This window comes from Streptomyces sp. NPDC012510 (assembly GCF_042955065.1).
Taxonomy (GTDB): Bacteria; Actinomycetota; Actinomycetes; order Streptomycetales; family Streptomycetaceae; genus Streptomyces.
In genome coordinates this window covers 446737-465158 of the sequence record NZ_JBIBEN010000001.1, presented here as the reverse complement: position 1 = coordinate 465158, position 18422 = coordinate 446737, and the positions used below count along the sequence as shown (strand labels likewise).

17 protein-coding genes are annotated in these 18422 nt (G+C 70.7%); 13 read left to right on the top strand and 4 right to left on the bottom strand.

Going from position 1 to position 18422, the window contains the following annotated elements; all coding sequences use genetic code 11:
* Window positions 1-41: 41 nt before the first annotated feature.
* The gene (map, locus tag ACFY9I_RS02055; RefSeq protein WP_390995258.1) at window positions 42-809 is read right to left on the bottom strand and encodes a type I methionyl aminopeptidase; all 768 of its coding nucleotides are present in this window, start codon (window positions 807-809) and stop codon (window positions 42-44) included.
* Window positions 810-882: 73 nt separating this feature from the next.
* On the opposite strand from map, the gene ACFY9I_RS02050 reads away from it, so the two are divergent.
* From ACFY9I_RS02050 to ACFY9I_RS02010, 9 genes are all read left to right on the top strand, one after another.
* A complete protein-coding gene (locus ACFY9I_RS02050; RefSeq protein WP_390995255.1) occupies window positions 883-1158 on the top strand; it encodes a helix-turn-helix domain-containing protein in 276 nt (91 codons plus the stop codon).
* 89 nt (window positions 1159-1247) lie between these two features.
* A complete protein-coding gene (locus ACFY9I_RS02045) occupies window positions 1248-2615 on the top strand; it encodes a hypothetical protein (RefSeq protein ID WP_390995252.1) in 1368 nt (455 codons plus the stop codon).
* A gap of 296 nt (window positions 2616-2911) precedes the next feature.
* A complete protein-coding gene (locus tag ACFY9I_RS02040; RefSeq protein WP_390995249.1) occupies window positions 2912-3754 on the top strand; it encodes a nitrilase-related carbon-nitrogen hydrolase in 843 nt (280 codons plus the stop codon).
* 63 nt (window positions 3755-3817) lie between these two features.
* Window positions 3818-5104, top strand: a complete 1287-nt coding sequence (locus ACFY9I_RS02035; RefSeq protein WP_390995246.1) for an aminotransferase class III-fold pyridoxal phosphate-dependent enzyme — start codon at window positions 3818-3820, stop codon at window positions 5102-5104.
* A 29-nt stretch (window positions 5105-5133) separates the two neighbouring features.
* On the top strand, window positions 5134-6708 hold the full coding sequence (locus ACFY9I_RS02030) for a PucR family transcriptional regulator ligand-binding domain-containing protein (protein ID WP_390995243.1): 1575 nt from the start codon (window positions 5134-5136) through the stop codon (window positions 6706-6708).
* A 155-nt stretch (window positions 6709-6863) separates the two neighbouring features.
* Window positions 6864-7706: a nitrilase-related carbon-nitrogen hydrolase gene (locus ACFY9I_RS02025; RefSeq protein ID WP_390995241.1), complete on the top strand. Its 843-nt coding sequence runs from the start codon at window positions 6864-6866 to the stop codon at window positions 7704-7706.
* A 163-nt stretch (window positions 7707-7869) separates the two neighbouring features.
* Window positions 7870-9273 (top strand): dihydropyrimidinase, encoded by a 1404-nt coding sequence (hydA, locus tag ACFY9I_RS02020; protein ID WP_390995238.1) that lies wholly within the window; start codon window positions 7870-7872, stop codon window positions 9271-9273.
* A gap of 11 nt (window positions 9274-9284) precedes the next feature.
* A complete protein-coding gene (locus ACFY9I_RS02015; RefSeq protein ID WP_390995235.1) occupies window positions 9285-10304 on the top strand; it encodes a TIGR03842 family LLM class F420-dependent oxidoreductase in 1020 nt (339 codons plus the stop codon).
* Between the two features lie 179 nt (window positions 10305-10483).
* Window positions 10484-12034, top strand: a complete 1551-nt coding sequence (locus ACFY9I_RS02010) for an NCS1 family nucleobase:cation symporter (RefSeq protein ID WP_390995233.1) — start codon at window positions 10484-10486, stop codon at window positions 12032-12034.
* 36 nt (window positions 12035-12070) lie between these two features.
* Here the strand turns inward: ACFY9I_RS02010 and ACFY9I_RS02005 are convergent, their stop codons facing one another.
* Window positions 12071-12742, bottom strand: coding sequence for a hypothetical protein (locus tag ACFY9I_RS02005; protein WP_390995231.1), 672 nt, complete (start codon window positions 12740-12742; stop codon window positions 12071-12073).
* A gap of 171 nt (window positions 12743-12913) precedes the next feature.
* On the opposite strand from ACFY9I_RS02005, the gene ACFY9I_RS02000 reads away from it, so the two are divergent.
* Together ACFY9I_RS02000 and ACFY9I_RS01995 are read left to right on the top strand one after the other, a co-directional pair.
* Window positions 12914-13606 (top strand): DUF4232 domain-containing protein, encoded by a 693-nt coding sequence (locus ACFY9I_RS02000; protein WP_390995229.1) that lies wholly within the window; start codon window positions 12914-12916, stop codon window positions 13604-13606.
* A 114-nt stretch (window positions 13607-13720) separates the two neighbouring features.
* Window positions 13721-14551, top strand: a complete 831-nt coding sequence (locus ACFY9I_RS01995; protein ID WP_390995226.1) for a methyltransferase domain-containing protein — start codon at window positions 13721-13723, stop codon at window positions 14549-14551.
* A 106-nt stretch (window positions 14552-14657) separates the two neighbouring features.
* Here ACFY9I_RS01995 and ACFY9I_RS01990 read toward each other — a convergent pair whose 3' ends face one another.
* Both ACFY9I_RS01990 and ACFY9I_RS01985 read right to left on the bottom strand, forming a co-directional pair.
* Entirely contained in the window at window positions 14658-15461 is an 804-nt protein-coding gene (locus tag ACFY9I_RS01990; RefSeq protein ID WP_390995224.1) for a rod shape-determining protein, read from the bottom strand.
* A 49-nt stretch (window positions 15462-15510) separates the two neighbouring features.
* Entirely contained in the window at window positions 15511-15837 is a 327-nt protein-coding gene (locus ACFY9I_RS01985; protein WP_390995222.1) for a TraR/DksA C4-type zinc finger protein, read from the bottom strand.
* A 398-nt stretch (window positions 15838-16235) separates the two neighbouring features.
* Here ACFY9I_RS01985 and ACFY9I_RS01980 point away from each other — a divergent pair, with 398 nt between their 5' ends.
* Window positions 16236-17189, top strand: coding sequence for a histidine kinase (locus ACFY9I_RS01980; RefSeq protein WP_390995220.1), 954 nt, complete (start codon window positions 16236-16238; stop codon window positions 17187-17189).
* Window positions 17186-17854, top strand: coding sequence for a response regulator (locus tag ACFY9I_RS01975; RefSeq protein WP_390995217.1), 669 nt, complete (start codon window positions 17186-17188; stop codon window positions 17852-17854). The genes ACFY9I_RS01980 and ACFY9I_RS01975 overlap by 4 nt, the downstream gene beginning before the upstream one ends.
* The last annotated feature ends 568 nt before the right edge of the window (window positions 17855-18422 follow it).

Here is an 18422-nt window from a genome sequence, read left to right as displayed (position 1 = left end):
GCGCGACCGCCCGCGATGGCCGTGGCGTTTCGACGCGACCGTCACCGCGCCGTCAGTACGCGCGGTCCCCCCTCCGTGATGGCCACCGTGTGCTCCACGTGCGCCGCTCGGGACCCGTCGTCCGTCCGCAACGTCCATCCGTCCGGCGCCGCGTGGAACCCGTCCGTGCCCCCGCCGATCAGCATCGGCTCGATCGCCAGCACCATCCCGTGCCGCAGCCGCATGCCGCGACCGGGCCGCCCCTCGTTCGGCACCCCCGGGTCCTCGTGCATACGGCGCCCGATCCCGTGCCCGCCGAACCCGTCCGGAATTCCGTACCCGGCGGCGCGGCACACGGAGCCGATCGCGTGGGCGATGTCGCCGATGCGGTTGCCGACCACGGCTGCCTCGATGCCGGCCGCGAGGGCGCGTTCGGCCGTCTCGACGAGCCGTACATCCGCCGCGCGCGCCTCGCCGACGACGAAGCTGATCGCCGAGTCACCCACCCAGCCGCCCAGTTCGGCGCCGAAGTCGAGGGAGACGAGGTCGCCGTCGCGCAGCCGGTACGTGGTCGGGATGCCGTGCACGATCGCGTCGTTCACGGAGGCGCAGAGCACGGCGGGGAAGGCCGTGGGGGCGAAGGAGGGCCGATAGCCCAGGAACGGCGACGACGCGCCCGCCTTCCGCAGAACCTCCTGCGCCACCTCGTCCAGTTCCAGCAGTGACACGCCCACGTCCGCGGCCTCCCGGGCCGCCGTGAGCGCGCGCCCCACGACCTGCCCGGCCTCGTGCATGGCGTCCATCGAGGCATCCGTCTTCAGTTCCACCATGCCAATTACTATACCGCCCAATGCCCAATTAATATACCGGTCCACTCGCGCGGAACGGTATTAGAATGGCGCCATGGTGCGCACCCCCTTGACCCCCGAAGAGCGCGAACGCGGCGAGCGGCTCGGCCGGTTGCTGCGTGAGGCCCGCGGTGGTCGCAGCATGGCGGAGATCGCCGCCGGCGCGGGCATCTCCGCCGAGACCCTCCGGAAGATCGAGACCGGCCGTGCCCCCACACCGGCCTTCTTCACGATCGCCGCCCTCGCCCGCACGCTGGGTTTGTCCATGGACGACCTCGTCGTGCGGTGCGCGCCGGTCGACGCGGTGACGCCCGCGGCGGCCGTCGCGTGAGCCGCTCTGAAAACTGCACGTAGCCCGGCTGTAACACAACTGGTGTTTTCTGGCGGACCGGAGCAGTCCAGTCTGCCGGGGAGTGTGCGATGGCTGTGGATCAACTCCCGGTTCCTGTACGGGAGTTCGCGGAATACCTGAACAAGCTGATGACGAGGCTCGACCAGGGCGGTGGCTGGTGCGCCGTTTTCTGGCAGCGCGACCCCGAGGGCATACGGGCCTGCCTGGACGGCCTGGAGGTGCCGCCCTGGGACGTCGTCGAAGCGCTCCTGCACGACCTCGGCACCGCGTACGGTCCCACAGCCGCGGCCCAGGAGACCGGGCGGGCCCGCGCCCTGCACGCCGCCTCGGTCGCCGCGCACGACTCCCGGCCCGGCGGTCGCGAGGCCCTCTGCGACCGGCTCGACGTGATGCTCCGCGAACAGCGCTACGCCGCCGACCGCACCGCCGAACTGACCCGTCTGCTCCAGGCCGCCACCACCCAGGACGAGACCGACTCCGCCCGCCTCGACCTGGCCTGGGCCCATGACGACCACGAGCGCGCCACAGCCCGCTGCGCCGAGTTGCGCACCCGAATCGAGGAGATCGACCGCCGCGCCCCGCACAGCCCTCCCGACACGGACCGGTACGAGCCCCTCGCCGAGGAGCCTGCCCCGACCGGTTCCACCTCTACGCCCGAGCCCCGGAGCCCCGGCCCGGAGCCGGCGGCCACCACGCCCGCCCCCGCTCCCACCAAGCAGCGCTCCAAGCGCCGGCCACGAGGGGGCGCCCGCTTCGCCGGGGCGGTGGAGACCGAGGAAGCCGCGCCCGTCGGAGCCGCTCCGGCCGTGGGGCGCAAGGGGCGTGCGCCGAGAGGTGCCCGGTACGCCGGTGTCGCGACGCAGGCCGACGCGGTGGCGCCGAAGCCGCAGGCTCGGGAGCCGTTGGGCGACGAGGCGCGCCGTGAGGTCGTCGCGACCGTGGAACGGTTGCAGCGGCTGCGGCGGGAGGGGCGCAGCGGGGAGGCGCACGCGCTCCTCGTGGAGGTCGCCCACTGGCCCGCCGCCCGGTTCCCGTTGCTCGCGGCCGACATGGAGCGCGCGGGGCTGGGCGCCGACTGGGCGACCCTGCTGTGGGAGGCGGGTTCGCTGCCCGCCGACCGGCTGGTCGTGGTCGCGGACGCCCTGCGGGCTGTGGGTCGTGCCTCGGACGGGGAGCAGATGCTGCGGCAGGGCGTCTCACGGCCCGCCGAGGAGATCGGCGAGGCCGTGCTCGGCTTCCTCGGCGAGGGGCGTGAACGGCAGGCGCGTGCGCTGCTCGACGCATATGTGAGCATCCGTACGCCTCAGGAGGCGGCGCGCACGGCGGAAGCCCATCCCCAGCGGCTCACGCCCCTCGTGCTGGCGGCGGCGCGCGGTGTCTCCGAGGAACGCCACCGCGAGGTGGCGCACGCCCTGCGCGTGCAGGGCCGCACCTGACGCACCGAACCCGCTCGACGCACCGAACCGACTGGACGCACCGAACCCGCTCGACGCACCGAACCGACTGGACGCACCGAACCCGCTCGACGCACCGAACCCACTGGACGCACCGAACGGTTCCGCACCGGAAACACAGGGGCTATCACCCACTGGAGTGCGAAACGAGATCGACTCGGCCGGTTGACGACGATGGTCTTGCCCAGCCCGTTCGACGGGGCTTAGCTTCAAGCCTCTACGGCCTGCTTCTACGGGCGTAGAGGCTCTCTGACGTCCCTGTCGAAGGAGCAGCTGACATGGCCAACGTCGTACGCGCCGCCCTGGTCCAGGCGACATGGACCGGCGACACCGAATCCATGGTCGCCAAGCACGTCGAGCACGCCCGCGAGGCCGCCCGGCAGGGCGCGAAGGTGATCGGCTTCCAGGAAGTCTTCAACGCGCCCTACTTCTGCCAGGTCCAGGAGCCCGAGCACTACGGCTGGGCGGAGCCCGTGCCCGACGGGCCGACCGTGACCCGTATGCGGGAGCTGGCCCGCGAGACCGGCATGGTGATCGTCGTCCCCGTCTTCGAGGTCGAGCGGTCCGGGTTCTACTACAACACCGCCGCGGTGATCGACTCCGACGGCAGCTACCTCGGCAAGTACCGCAAGCATCACATCCCGCAGGTCAAGGGCTTCTGGGAGAAGTACTACTTCAAGCCCGGGAACCTCGGCTGGCCCGTCTTCGACACGGCTGTCGGCAAGGTCGGCGTCTACATCTGCTACGACCGTCACTTCCCGGAGGGCTGGCGCCAACTCGGCCTGAACGGCGCCCAGCTCGTCTACAACCCCTCCGCCACGCACCGGGGCCTGTCCTCCCATCTGTGGCAGCTCGAACAGCCGGCGGCGGCCGTCGCCAACGAGTACTTCGTCGCGGCGATCAACCGGGTGGGCGTCGAGGAGTTGGGCGACAACGACTTCTACGGCACCTCCTACTTCGTCGACCCGCGCGGCCAGTTCGTCGGCGAGGTCGCCAGCGACCAGGACGAGGAACTCGTCGTACGGGACCTCGACTTCGACCTGGTCGAGGCGGTACGCCAACAGTGGGCGTTCTACCGTGACCGGCGGCCCGACGCCTACGAAGGACTCGTCGAGCCCTGACGTGGGCACGTACAGCCGTGACACACGCAGCACCCGTACCGCAGTGAAAGGAGTGGTGCAGCCGTGACCGACGAACTGCTCGGGCGCCACAAGGCCGTACTGCCCGACTGGCTCGCGCTCTACTACGCGGACCCGATGGAGATCACCCACGGCGAGGGCCGCCATGTCTGGGACGCCGCCGGGAACAAGTACCTGGACTTCTTCGGCGGCATCCTCACCACGATGACGGCGCACGCGCTGCCCGAGGTCAGCAAGGCGGTGAGCGAGCAGGCAGGGCGGATCATCCATTCCTCGACGCTCTACCTCAACCGGCCGATGGTCGAACTCGCCGAGCGGATCGCGCAGATGTCCGGCATCCCGGACGCCCGCGTCTTCTTCACCACCTCCGGCACCGAGGCCAACGACACCGCGCTGATGCTGGCCACGACCTACCGCCGCAGCAACCAGATCCTGGCGATGCGCAACAGCTACCACGGCCGCTCCTTCAGCGCGGTCGGCATCACCGGCAACAAGAGCTGGTCCCCGACCTCGCTGTCCCCGCTCCAGACGCTGTACGTGCACGGCGGCGTCCGCACCCGCGGACCGTACGCCGATCTGAGCGACGCCGACTTCATCACGGCCTGTGTCGCCGACCTGGAGGACCTGCTCGGCCACGGCCGACCGCCGGCCGCGCTGATCGCCGAGCCGATCCAGGGCGTCGGAGGCTTCACCTCACCGCCGGACGGCCTGTACGCGGCTTTCCGCGAGGTGCTGCAACGGCACGGAGTGCTGTGGATCGCGGACGAGGTGCAGACCGGGTGGGGCCGCACCGGCGACAACTTCTGGGGCTGGCAGGCGCACGGGCAGAACGGGCCGCCGGACATCATGACCTTCGCCAAGGGCATCGGCAACGGCATGTCCATCGGCGGTGTCGTCGCCCGCGCCGAGGTCATGAACTGTCTGGACAGCAACTCGATCTCGACCTTCGGCGGCACCCAGATCACCATGGCCGCCGGCCTCGCCAACCTGAACTACCTGGTCGAGCACGACCTCCAGGGCAATGCCCGGCGCGTCGGCGGGCTGCTCATCGAGCGGCTGCGGGCGATCACGACCCAGATCCCGGCGGTGAAGGAAGTGCGCGGCCGGGGTCTCATGATCGGTATCGAGCTGGTCAGGCCCGGCACGCAGGAGGCCGACCCGGAGGCGGCGGCCGCCGTCCTCGAAGCCGCCCGCCGTGAAGGCCTGCTGATCGGCAAGGGCGGTGGCCACAACACCAGCGCGCTGCGGATCGCACCGCCGCTGTCGCTGACCGTCGCCGAGGCCGAGGAGGGCGCCGACGCCCTCGAACGCGCTCTGAGGAGCATTCACTAGCGCCAGAGGCAGAACTGAGGAACACCGCCATGACCACCGCCTCGGAAACCCCGCAACCCGCCCTGTCGGTACGCCAGGTCCTCGGTCTGGACCGGGTCCTCGCCGGAGAACCCGAGGTGGTGGCCGGCGCCGGGCAGCTCGACCGGCCCGTGCGCTGGGTGCATGTGGCCGAGGCCGCCGACGTGGGAGTGATGCTCACCGGCGGCGAGATGGTCCTCACCACCGGGGTGCTGCTCGCCGGGAACGAGGAGGCCCAGGCCGAGTACATCCGCTCCCTGCACCGGGCCGAGGCCGCCGCGGTCGTCCTCGGACTCGGCCGGGCCTTCCCCACGCCGCCCGACGTGATGCGCCGGGCGGCCGAGCGGTGCGGGCTGCCCATGGTGGTGCTCCATCGGCCGTTCCCCTTCGCCGAACTGACCGAAGAGGTCCAATCCAGACTCGTACGACGCAAGTTCGCCGCGGTCAGCCTCTCCGAGTCCGTACGGACCGCCCTGACCGGGCTCATCACCGCCGGTGCCCCGCTGCAACGGCTGCTGGACGAGATCGCCCACCACGCGGGCTGTCCGCTCGTCGTCACCAATCTCGCCCATCGCGTCCTCGCCACGGCGGGGGAGCGGCCCGCCGTCGACGACGTGCTGCGTGACTGGGAACGCATCGCCCGCCAGGCCGGCGGCAGCGAGGGCGACGGCTGGATCCGGGCCGAGCTGGGCGGGCGCGGCGAGCGGTGGGGGCAGATCGTGCTCTGCGGGTACCGGGGCGACACCGCCACCGGGCGGCTGCTCGCCGACCGGGCCGCCGAGGCCCTCGTCCTGCACCGCATGCTCGGCGGCTCCGCGCACTCCTGGGAGGAGCAGTCCGCGCAGGGCCTGCTGACGGACCTGGTCTCCGGGGTCGTACCGGCCCGACAACTGCTGCCGAGGGCGCGGGCTGCCGGGCTCCCGGTCAACCGCCGCACGTTCGTGCCGCTCGTCGTACGGGACGGCGACCCGGCCCATCTCGACCGCGTGCTGAGGATGGTGGGGCTCAGCGGACTCGTCGCCGAACTGACGGAGGGCGCCACCGCCGTCCTCCTCAGCCTGGCCCGGGACCAGGACGCGCAGGCGCTCACCGCGCACTTCGCGACCCGGCTGCGGTCGGAGTCGGGGGAACGGAGGACGGTCGTGGCCGCCGCCGAGGCGCGGACCACCTGGGAGGACGTGCCGGGCGGGTTGCGCGAGGCGCGCCATGTGGCGGACGCCGTCGCCCAGTCGGCGCCGGCCGGGCTGGACCTTCCGGTCGTCGTACGACTGCGGGACGTCCATCTGCGCGGCCTGGTCCGGCTGTTGCGGGACGACCCCCACGTACAGGCCTTCGCCGAACGGGAGCTGGACGGCCTGCTGTGCGGCGACGGGCACGCCGAGCAGGAGCTGCTGCCCGTCCTGCGGACCTATCTCGCCACCGGCCGCAACAAGTCGCGCACCGCCCAACTGCACCATGTGAGCCGGCCCGCGCTGTACCGCCGCCTGGAAGCGATAGAGGCCCGCCTCGGCGTGGACCTCGACGACTTCGAGCAGGCCGCGTCCGTGCACATCGCCCTCCTCGCACACGACGCGCAACAGGGTTGAAACATGCCGGGACCTGGGAAAACGGCGGTGAAACTTGCGCCCACGAAGAGGTGACACGGTGGAACGGACAAGGCCCGCAGACGTGACACCGTGCCACTCAAAGCCGCTTGTCGGACTTCCTACGCTCGCTGCACACCGAGTGACCGGAGGTCCCGATGAGCAGAGTCATCCGCGCAGCCATCTTCCAGACGGCCTGGACCGGCGACAAGGAGTCGATGATCCAGGTCCACGAGCAGGCGGCCCGCGACGCGGCCGCCCAGGGTGCTCAGGTCCTGTGCTTCCAGGAACTGTTCTACGGGCCCTACTTCTGCCAGGTCCAGGACAAGGCGTTCTACGAGTACGCGGAAGCGATCCCCGACGGCCCGATCGTCAAGCGCTTCCAGGCGCTCGCCAAGGAGCTGAACCTCGTCCTCGTGCTGCCGATGTACGAGGAGGAGCAGCCGGGTGTCCTCTACAACACCGCCGCCGTGATCGACTCGGACGGCAAGTACCTCGGCAAGTACCGCAAGCACCACATCCCGCAAGTCCCAGGATTCTGGGAGAAGTTCTACTTCCGTCCCGGCAACGCGGGCTGGCCGGTCTTCGAGACGACCGTTGGCAGGATCGGCGTGTACATCTGCTACGACCGGCACTTCCCGGAGGGCTGGCGGGCGTTGGGCCTCGGCGGAGCCGAGATCGTGTTCAACCCGTCCGCCACCTCGCGCGGCCTCTCCCGCTACCTGTGGCAGTTGGAGCAGCCCGCGTCGGCCGTCGCCAACGAGTACTTCATCGGCGCGATCAACCGCGTCGGCGTGGAGGAACTGGGCGACAACGACTTCTACGGCACCTCCTACTTCGTCGACCCCGAAGCCCAGTTCGTCGGCGAGGTGGCGAGCGACAAGGAGACCGAACTGGTCGTCCGCGACCTGGACCTGGCCAAACTCCGCGAGGTCCGCGACCGCTGGCAGTTCTTCCGCGACCGCCGCCCGGACGCGTACGGGCCGCTGACGGCGCCGTAGTCAAGCCTCCCCGCGCCCCTCTGCTTCCAAGGGGCGCGGGGCTGTCACACCATGCGGCTGCCGTCGCGATGGGGCCCCTCCCGCTCGATCGGAGTCGAGAGCGGGGGAGCGACCAGCCACGAACGACCGGCACTTTCCCGACAACCGAACGGAGCGTGACCGAATGAGCGGCCGTACTCTGATCCGCGGCGGTCTCGTCATCACCGCGTCAGACGAACTGCACGCCGACGTCCTGATCGAAGACGGCCGAGTCGCCGCTCTGGCGGCAAGCGGTACGGCCACCGCCGAGGCCTGGACCGCCGACCGCACCCTCGACGCCACCGGCAAGTACGTCATCCCGGGTGGCGTCGACGCCCACACCCACATGGAACTCCCCTTCGGCGGCACCTTCGCCTCGGACACCTTCGAGACCGGCACCCGGGCCGCCGCCTGGGGCGGTACGACGACGATCGTCGACTTCGCCGTGCAGAGCGTCGGCCACACCCTGCGCGAAGGCCTCGACGCCTGGTACGCCAAGGCGGAGGGCAACTGCGCGATCGACTACGGCTTCCACATGATCGTGTCCGACGTGAACCAGGACACGCTCAAGGAGATGGACCTGCTCGTGCAGGAGGGCGTGACCTCCTTCAAGCAGTTCATGGCCTACCCCGGCGTCTTCTACAGCGACGACGGCCAGATCCTGCGCGCCATGCAGCGCTCCGCCGAGAACGGCGGCCTGATCATGATGCACGCCGAGAACGGCATCGCGATCGACGTGCTGGTCGAGCAGGCGCTGGCACGAGGCGAGACCGACCCCCGCTACCACGGCGAGGTCCGCAAGGCCCTGCTCGAGGCCGAGGCCACCCACCGCGCCATCAAGCTCGCCCAGGTCGCGGGCGCCCCCCTGTACGTCGTGCACGTCTCGGCGATGGAGGCGGTCGCCGAGCTGGCCCGGGCACGCGACGAGGGGCTCAACGTCTTCGGCGAGACCTGCCCGCAGTATCTGTTCCTCTCCACGGACAACCTCGCGGAGCCGGACTTCGAGGGCTCCAAGTACGTGTGCAGCGCGCCCCTGAGGCCGCGCGAACACCAGGCCAGGCTCTGGCAGGGGCTGCGCACCAACGACCTCCAGGTGGTCTCCACCGACCACTGCCCCTTCTGCTTCGTCGGCCAGAAGGAGCTGGGGCGAGGGGACTTCTCCAAGATCCCCAACGGTCTCCCGGGTGTGGAGAACCGGATGGACCTCCTCCACCAGGCGGTCGTCGACGGGCACATCTCGCGCCGCCGCTGGATCGAGATCGCCTGCGCGACCCCGGCCCGGATGTTCGGCATGTACCCGAAGAAGGGCACCATCGCGCCGGGCGCGGACGCCGACATCGTGATCTACGACCCGCACGCCGAGCAGGTCATGTCCGCCGAGACGCACCACATGAACGTCGACTACTCGGCGTACGAGGGCAAGCGCACCACCGGCCGGGTCGAGACGGTCCTCTCGCGCGGCGAACTCGTCATCACCGAGCGGGAGTACACCGGGCACGCCGGGCACGGTGTCTACACCCCCCGCTCCACCTGCCAGTACCTCAACTAGGAGCGGAGCACATGGACTTCGGACTCGTCCTGCAGACCGACCCGCCGGCCTCGCGCGTCGTCGAGCTGATGAAGCGCGCCGAGAACAACGGTTTCACGTACGGCTGGACCTTCGACTCCGCCGTGCTCTGGCAGGAGCCGTTCGTCATCTACAGCCAGATCCTGTCCAGCACGACGAAACTGAGGGTCGGCCCGATGGTCACCAACCCGGGCACCCGCACCTGGGAGGTCACCGCCTCGACCTTCGCCACTCTGAACGACATGTTCGGCAACCGCACGATCTGCGGCATCGGCCGCGGTGACTCCGCGATGCGGGTCGCGGGCCGCAAGCCCAACACCCTGGCCCGGATCAGCGAGGCGATGAAGGTGATCCGGTCGCTGGGCAGCGGGGGAGAGGCCGACCTCGGCGGCACGGTGATCCGGTTCCCCTGGATCAAGGAGGGCGCCGAACTCCCGGTCTGGATGGCCGCGTACGGCCCGAAGGCCCTGAAGATGACCGGTGAGGAGGCCGACGGCTTCATTCTCCAGCTCTCCGACCTCTACCTCACCGAGTACATGGTCAAGGCGGTCAAGGACGCGGCCGTGGCCGCCGGGCGTGACCCGTCCGAGGTGAAGATCTGCGTGGCCGCCCCCGCGTACGTCACCGAGGACGACTCGCCGGAGGCGCTCGCCCACGCGCGGGAGCAGTGCCGCTGGTTCGGCGGGATGGTCGGCAACCATGTCGCCGACCTGGTGTCCAAGTACGGCGAGCACTCCGCCGCCGTCCCGGACGAACTGACGGAGTACATCAAGGCCCGCGAGGGGTACGACTACTCCCACCACGGGCGCGCCGACAACCCCGACACCCAGTTCGTGCCGGACGAGATCGTCGACCGGTTCTGTGTCATCGGCACCGCCGAAAAGCACATCGAGAAGCTGAACGCGCTGCGCGCCCTCGGCGTCGACCAGTTCGCCGTGTACGACATGCACGACGCCCAGGAACGCGTCATCGACACCTACGGCTCGACGGTCATCCCGGCGCTCAACGGCTGACCCGCCTTCCCGATCCGGTCCGGCGACTGCAAGAATCCGGCCACCGCACCATCCGGAACTAGCCGCTCCACTCCTGTCGCCCCCCACACCTTGACTCCCTTCCCCGTCGTCCAGGGGAAGGGGCCCAAGGCCTCCGCACGGCCTTTCTCTCCCGTCCCGCCTCCCTGATTGGCCTGCCCATGACCGACACAGTCCCCACGGGGGCGCCGATAGCCCAGTCCGCCGACGCGTCCGGCCGGATCGAGCTGGCCCCCGGGGCCTTTCCCGCCGACAGTCCCTTCGCCAACGAGGACCTGCGTCCCGTACCCGTCTCCGAGCGGAAGTGGACGACGTACAACTTCGCGGCGCTGTGGATCTCCATGGCGCACTGCATCCCCAGCTGGACCCTGGCCTCCGGTCTGGTCGCCCTCGGCATGGACTGGAAGCAGGCGGTCTTCACCATCGCCCTGGCCAACGTCATCGTGCTGCTGCCGATGCTGGCCACCGGACACGCCGGACCCAAGTACGGCATCCCCTTCCCGGTGCTCGCCCGCGCCTCCTTCGGTCTGCGCGGCGCCAACATCCCGGCGCTGATCCGCGCGGCCGTGGCCTGCGGCTGGTTCGGCATCCAGACCTGGATCGGCGGCTCCGGCATCTTCGCCCTCGGCTCCAAGCTCACCGGCGGTGAATGGGAGAACGCGGGGAAGATCGCGGGCAACCCCTGGCCGCTGTGGCTCTGCTTCCTCCTGTTCTGGGCGCTGCAGATCGCGATCATCTACCGGGGCATGGACTTCCTCCGGCACTTCGAGAACTGGGCCGCGCCCTTCGTGATCGTCGGCGCGCTGGTGCTGCTGGCCTGGATCGCGGTCAAGGCCGACGGCTTCGGCGCGCTCCTCGACCAGCCCTCCAAGCTCGGCTGGGGCCCCGACTTCTGGCCGGTCTTCTTCCCCTCGTTGATGGGAATGATCGGCTTCTGGGCCACTTTGTCCCTGAACATCCCTGACTTCACCCGCTTCGGTGCCAGTCAGAAGGCGCAGACCTGGGGCCAGTCCCTGGGCCTGCCGACGACCATGACCCTCTTCGCGATCCTCGCCGTGCTGGTGACCTCCGGTTCCGAGGTCGTCTACGGCGAGGCCATCTGGGACCCGGTCACGCTCGCCGCCAAGGCCGACAACGTCTTCGGGCTCCTCTTCGCCCTGATCACCGTGCTGGTCGCCACCATCTCCGTGAACATCGCGGCGAACGTGGTCTCACCGGCCTACGACCTGGCCAACCTCGCCCCGAAGCTCATCAACTTCCGTACGGGCGCGCTCATCACGGGTGTCGTCGGCATCCTGATCTTCCCGTGGAAGCTCATCTCCACGCCCGAGTTCTACATCTTCACCTGGCTCGGCGTCGTCGGCGGTCTGCTCGGCACGGTCGCGGGCATCCTCATCGCCGACTACTGGATCATCCGCCGGACCGTCCTGTACCTCGCGGACCTGTACACGCCGGGCGGACGCTACTGGTACACCTCCGGCTGGAACTGGCGCGCGATCGTGGCCTTCGTGGTCGGCGGTGTCCTCGCGGTCGGCGGCTCGTACTCGACCGTCTCGGCGGACGGCGTGTCGTCCGGGCCGTTCCCGCACGACGGCGTCATCCCGTTCCTCAAGCCCCTCGCCGACTACGGCTGGGCGGTGGGCCTCGCCGCGTCGATGCTGCTGTACGTGGCGCTGATGGCCGGCCGCAGGGAGCGTGTCACGCGTTCCTGAGCGGAGCGGGCGGGTGGCCGTGGCGGAGAGAGCCCCTCACCGGGCGTCCTCCAGCACGGCCACCGCCTCCTTCGCGGCCTTGATGGCACCCTTGTTGATCTCGTCCGTGCTCGGCGCCTTCTTCGACTCGAAGTCGCTGCCGTTGTACGTGACGACCACCAGCGCGTTGGACACACGGACGTACACCACGCCCTCGCGCGTCTGCTGCTTGTCCTCCGTGGTCAGGTTCACCACCGAGTAGGCCGCGTCACCCAGACCGGGCACGGCTCCGCCGCCGCTCTTCTCCGTGGTGCGCGCCCGGTAGGTGGACTCCGCCTTGTCGTCCGTCTGCTGAATCTCGTAGGAGACGTCGAGCCAGCGGTAGTCGTAGCCCTTGAGCGCGTTCCACGAGCAGGTGCGGCGCACGGACTCGTCGGTCGACGCGATCTCCTTGCCGGCCGTCTTCGCGCCCGGAACAAGCGATTTGACCGTTTTCGACGTGATGCCCGTGCAGGGCGAGGGTGCCTTCTCGTACGTTTTCACCGCGGCCGACGCCGACGGCGCGGACCCGGAATTCGACACAGGCCCGGACGCGGTGTTCTGCGCGGACTTCTCCCCGGCCGGGCTGGCGTCCTGCGAACCGGACGACAACGTCCAGCCCGCACAGGCGAGTACGGCGACCGGCAGCAGACGCGCGGTCAGGGCGAGCGGCAGAGGGAGATCACGCACAGCGCACTTCTCGGGGTCGAGGCGGGCGGTACCGCCGGGCGGTGGGGTACGCCAGTGTCACACGACTGCCTGTGGGACGAAAGTGCGAACTCGCTCCGTGCATACACGGTGACTGAGCCTCATGCGCGCGGAGCCACGGCTTCCGCCCCAAGTGCGTGTCAGGATCGGCTCATGATCCCCATACGCGGCCGTACGGCCTCCCGCGCGCTGCTCGTCGTCGCGGCCCTGACCCTGACCGCCGGCTGCGGGCTCTCCGAGGAACTCGACCGCGAGCGCAACCCCGACCGTGCGACGCCCTCGGTCTCGGCCTCGCCGGCGGAGACGGGTTCACCCCGAGGGCCGGGGTTCTCGGAGCCGGCCGAAGCGGCGGAGCCGGAGTTCGGAGCGGATCCGACCGGGGTCCCCTCGCCCGACCCGACGGAGGCCTGCCCGGCCTCCGGAGTGCGGATGCTGCCCGGCCCCGTCGAGGCCGCGATGGGGCTGCGGGCGATGAGCGTGACCCTCACGAACTGCGGCACGAGGCCGTACACGCTCAACGGCTACCCTTCGCTCCAAGTCCTCGACGAGGACGGCCAAGTCGTCGATACGACCGTCCTCCAAGGCGCGCAGGAGATCACCACCGGAGTGCCTGACCCCGGCCCGCACACGGTGACCCTGCAACCCGGCAAGCAGGCCGACACCTCGCTGGTCTGGCGCAACACGGTCACCGAGGTGAACACGCCCGCCGTCAACGCCCCCTTCCTGAGGATCGCCCCCGCGAAGGGCGAGCCCGCGGAAGAACTCACCGTCGACGGCGGCATCGACCTCGGCAACACCGGACGCATCGGCGTGACGGCGTGGGAGAAGGTCGTCGACGGCAGGTGAAAGGTGGGTCGCCGACGGCAGGTGAAAGCGGGTCGTCGACGGCAGGCGACAGGGCGGTCGTCGACGACGGATAAGCGGTTGCGGGGGCCCCGCCCTGATCAGCACCCTTGATCCATGACTCAGTCACTGTCCGCGACCGAAGCCGAACCCCCTTCCCTGCGCGAGGAGATCCTCGCCTACTACGAGCGGGGGAAGGAGGACGGCCGCCTCAGGGAGGGTGAGGGGCGCCTGGAGTTCTGGCGCACCCAGGACGTACTGCGGAGGCTGCTGCCGCCGGCTCCGGCGCGGGTGCTCGACGTCGGCGGGGGCACGGGCATCCACGCCGAGTGGCTGGCGCGGGACGGACACGAGGTCGAGGTGGTCGACCCCGTGCCGATGCACGTGGAGCGGTCCGGGCGGCTGCCCGGGGTCACCGCCCGGCTCGGGGACGCCCGCGCGCTGCCCGCCGAGGACGCCGCGTACGACGTCGTGCTCTTGCTCGGACCGCTCTACCACTTGCCCGAACGCGCCGACCGTGTACGGGCGTTGACGGAGGCTTTTCGGGCCGTGCGCCCGGGTGGGACGGTCGTGACGGCCACGATCAACCGGTTCGCCGGGCTCAACGACACGCTCCGGCAGGGGAATTACTTCATCCCGGAGCGTCGGACGCGCGTCGACGAGGTCTCGGCCGACGGCAGGCACCGGTACTCGTCGGCCGACCCGCACTTCACCACCGCCTACTTCGCCGACCCTGCCGAGGTGCCGGGCGAGTTCGCGGACGCCGGGCTCGTGTACGAGGCGCAGTACGGCGTCGAGGGTGTGGCCTGGCTGATGGGTGCTGTGGAGGAGTGGCTGGACGACTCCGAACGCAGGGAGGCCGTACTGGCGGCGACCCGGCGCATCGAGTCGGAACCATCACTGATGGGGGCGAGCGGGCATGTACTGACGGCGGGCCGGCGCCACTGAGGGGCCGGGCAGTCGACTGGAGAGCCGTCAGAGGGTCGCGTCGCGTGCGTCGAACGCGCCTCGCGCGGTGGGAGCCCCCTCGCTCCGGAGCCGGGGAAGCCTCGTCTCAAGTGGACCGCGCGCGCCGGGTTCGGGAGGGGTGGGCGTGCGCGGCCTCGAGGAGTTGCGCGGCGCCACGGACGGCGGCGGTGTGCGGTGCGGGCACGGGCTCGACCGGGGCGTGCACTCGCCCGGTGAGGCCGAGGGCGAGGTCGGGGCGCAGTGCGCCTCCGCCGGCCAGGAGCATCCCCCGCCGCAGAGCGTCGAGCGTCTGCCTGGTGCCGTCCTCCTCCAGCATCGTGGTCACCATCGCGGCGACCACGTCGGTGATCCGTGTCGGCGCGGTGAGGCTGTCGAGGTCGCCGGTGCCCAGAGCGGCGCGACGCGCGTCGGTCACGGCGCCGTCGGCGAGAAGGGTGACCTCGGTGACGTGGGCGCCGATGTCCACGACGAGCAGCGGGCGGCTCAGGTCGGCACGCGCGGCCATGGCCACGGCTCGCGCGGCCGGGACGGTCAGCACCGTGTGCGGACGCAAGGTCTCCACCGCGACGCGGGCCTCGGCGCGGAAGGCGACCCCGCCCAGGACGGGCACGGTCAGGATGAGCATGGGGCGGACGAGGCGGGGCAGGCGGTGACCGAGCAGGCGGTCGAGCATCCGGCTGGTCCCCGGAGTGTCGACGATGGTGCCGCGCCGGACGGGGCGGGTGATGCCTTCGCCGAAGGTCACCGTGGGAACGTCGACGAGCATGCCCCGGCCGGACATCCAGGCCCGGGTGCGGGCGCTGCCCAGGTCGAGGGCGATGCCGCAGCACTGTCGGCACCAGGGCCAGGGCAGGTGTCGGACGTCGTGCTCGCCGGTGGTCTGATTCACCGTCTCACCTCTTGCGCAGGGCGGGGAACGAGGACGGGCGGGGCGGTTGTCATGCCGCGCCGCGCAGACAGGGGACGCAGAACCGCGTGTAGGGCAGGATCTTCAGGCGCTCGACCGGGATGGGCTGGGAGCAGCCCCGACAGATGCCGTACGTGCCGTCCTCGACACGGGCGAAGGCGGCTGTGATCTCCTTGAGGACCTGCTCGATGGCGCCCTTCTGTGCCGACAGCACCTGCTCCGGCGCGTCCTGCCCGGCCTCGTCGACGGCCCGCAGTTGCGTCAGGCGGGAGGCGCGTTCATGGTCGAGGCGCTGACGCGCCTCGTGCGCTGTCAGACGCTCAGGACAGCTTTCGGCGCGGGGTGTGTCGAGCGACATGGTGAGTCCTCCCTCGAGCGAGGCGGAAGGCGTACGGAACGGGTGCGCGGAGCCGGGGCCCCGCCGGGGACGGGAGCGGCAGACCATGGGGAACGGGGGCGGGACACCACGCCGGGGACCGGAGCGGGAGACCACGGTGGGGTGGTCATGCCCTTCACCCTGGCCGATGCGCTGAGGGAAACCCATCGGGCGTGGTACCCATCCGGGGCCGGTCCGGGAGTCCACCGTGGCCGGGCAGGGCCGGCCCGGAAATGGGCATCGCGACCCATCGACGGATCAGCGGGGGGCGGGCAGGCTGGCAGCGGGCCGGTCCGAGGAGTGACCGCAGCTCATGCCCGGGTGCGCGGTGACCGACAGTGGAGACAGAACCGTGTCACGAAGAGGAAGGCGTCATCACGGTGTCCCTGTTCTGGCGGATCTTCGCCCTCAACGCCGTGGTGCTGGGGACCGCGACCGCGCTGCTGCTGTGGGCTCCGGTGACGGTCTCCGTACCGGTCCTGCTGACCGAGGCGGTCATTCTCGTGGGCGGCCTGGTGGTCATGCTGATCGCGAACGCGGCCCTGCTGCGGATCGGTCTGGCACCCCTGGACCGGCTCACGAAGCTGATGACCACCGTCGATCTGCTGCGTCCCGGGCAGAGGCTGACTGTGCACGGCAGGGGTGAGACCACCGAGCTGATCCGCGCCTTCAACGCCATGCTGGAGAGACTGGAGCACGAGCGGGCCGCCAGCAGCGCCCGTGCCCTGCTGGCGCAGGAGGCCGAGCGCCGCCGTGTCGCCCAGGAACTCCACGACGAGGTCGGCCAGAGCATGACCGCCGTCCTGCTGGGGCTGAAGAGGGCGGCGGACCAGGCGGACGAGCCGCTGCGCGGTGAGCTGCGCCAGGCGCAGGAGATCACCCGGGAGAGCCTGGACGAGGTACGTCGCCTGGTGCGCCGGCTGCGACCGGGCGTCCTGGAGGATCTCGGCCTGGTCAGCGCCCTCACCTCACTGACCACCGAGTTCGCCACCCACACCGGGTTGCGGGTGGTGCGCGGCTTCGGCTCGGGCCTGCCCGCGCTGGATCAGGAGAGCGAACTGGTGCTGTACCGCGTCGCCCAGGAGGCGCTGACCAACGTGGCTCGCCATGCCGAGGCCGACCGGGTGGAGGTGAGCCTTCGGCCCGGAGACGGGACGGTGGTGCTGGCCGTCACGGACGACGGGCGGGGCACAGGGGTGGCGCGTGAGGGAGCGGGGATCCGCGGGATGCGCGAGCGGGCCCTGCTGATCGGGGCCACTCTGGATGTCACCTCCCAGCCGCAGGCCGGTACGCAGGTCCGGCTGACCGTGCCCGTTCCGAGGAAGCAGCCATGACCACGACCGACGCGTCGTCCACGATCCGCATCCTCCTCGCCGACGACCATGCCCTGGTGCGGCGCGGCGTGCGGCTCATTCTCGACCAGGAGCCGGACCTCGAGGTCGTCGCCGAGGCCGGTGACGGCGCGGAGGCCATCGCCCTGGCCCGCACCCATGAGGTCGACCTCGCCGTGCTGGACATCGCCATGCCCCGCATGACCGGTCTGCAGGCTGCCCGCGAACTCATCGCACGGCAGCCGGACCTACGTGTGCTGATGCTGACCATGCACGACAACGAGCAGTACTTCTTCCAGGCCCTGAGGGCCGGAGCCAGCGGATACGTCTTGAAGTCCGTGGCCGACCGCGACCTGGTCGCCGCGTGCCGGGCCGCCATGCGCGACGAGCCCTTCCTCTACCCGGGCGCGGTCACCGCCCTCATCCGCAACTACCTCGACCGCGTCCGCCACGGCGAGGAACCACCCGAGCAGGTCCTCACGCCCCGGGAGGAGGAGGTGCTCAAGCTCGTCGCCGAGGGCCACTCGTCCAAGGAGATCGCCGACATGCTCTTCATCAGCATCAAGACCGTCCACCGGCACCGGGCCAACCTGCTGCACAAACTCGGCCTGCGCGACCGTCTGGAACTCACCCGCTACGCCATCCGCGCCGGCCTGATCGAACCCTGAGGCCTACGGGCCTTCCGGCTGCTTCGGGGTTCGGGCGGCCCTCCGGCCGGGACACCGGCGCTCCCGCCACACCGGGCTTCCGCTCGAGCACCACCGACGCCGACGCCGAGAAGGGGAACGGCTCATGGCACGTCCCGCGCGGACCGTCCCGCGCGCGGGCGGCGGCGATGCACCACACGCCGATGACAGGCACTCGGCCGTCCGCCACGTCCTGGCGCCCAGCCCTCGTGCCACCCTCGGTGAGCGTCCGTCGCCGTAGGCCACCGCGACTCTTGTCCCGAACCGCGTAGGCCACCGCCACTCTTGTCCCGAACCGCGGCAGATGCCGTACGTGCCCGTCCGGAACCGGCGTAGGCGGCGTCGGTCCGAGGTGTTCCGGCAGCGGAGCCGGCGCGGGCAGCGGAGTCCAGCGACATCACGGAGCACTTGCTTCCCACCGGGGCCCGGCACGGCGACCACCGTGTGCACCGGCACGGTTCCCGTTCGCCCGCCACCCTCGCCGCCCGGGTCGGCCGACCGTCAGCGGGCACGGGCCCCGTCTCGGTGGTCACGCACCCGTGCATACGGC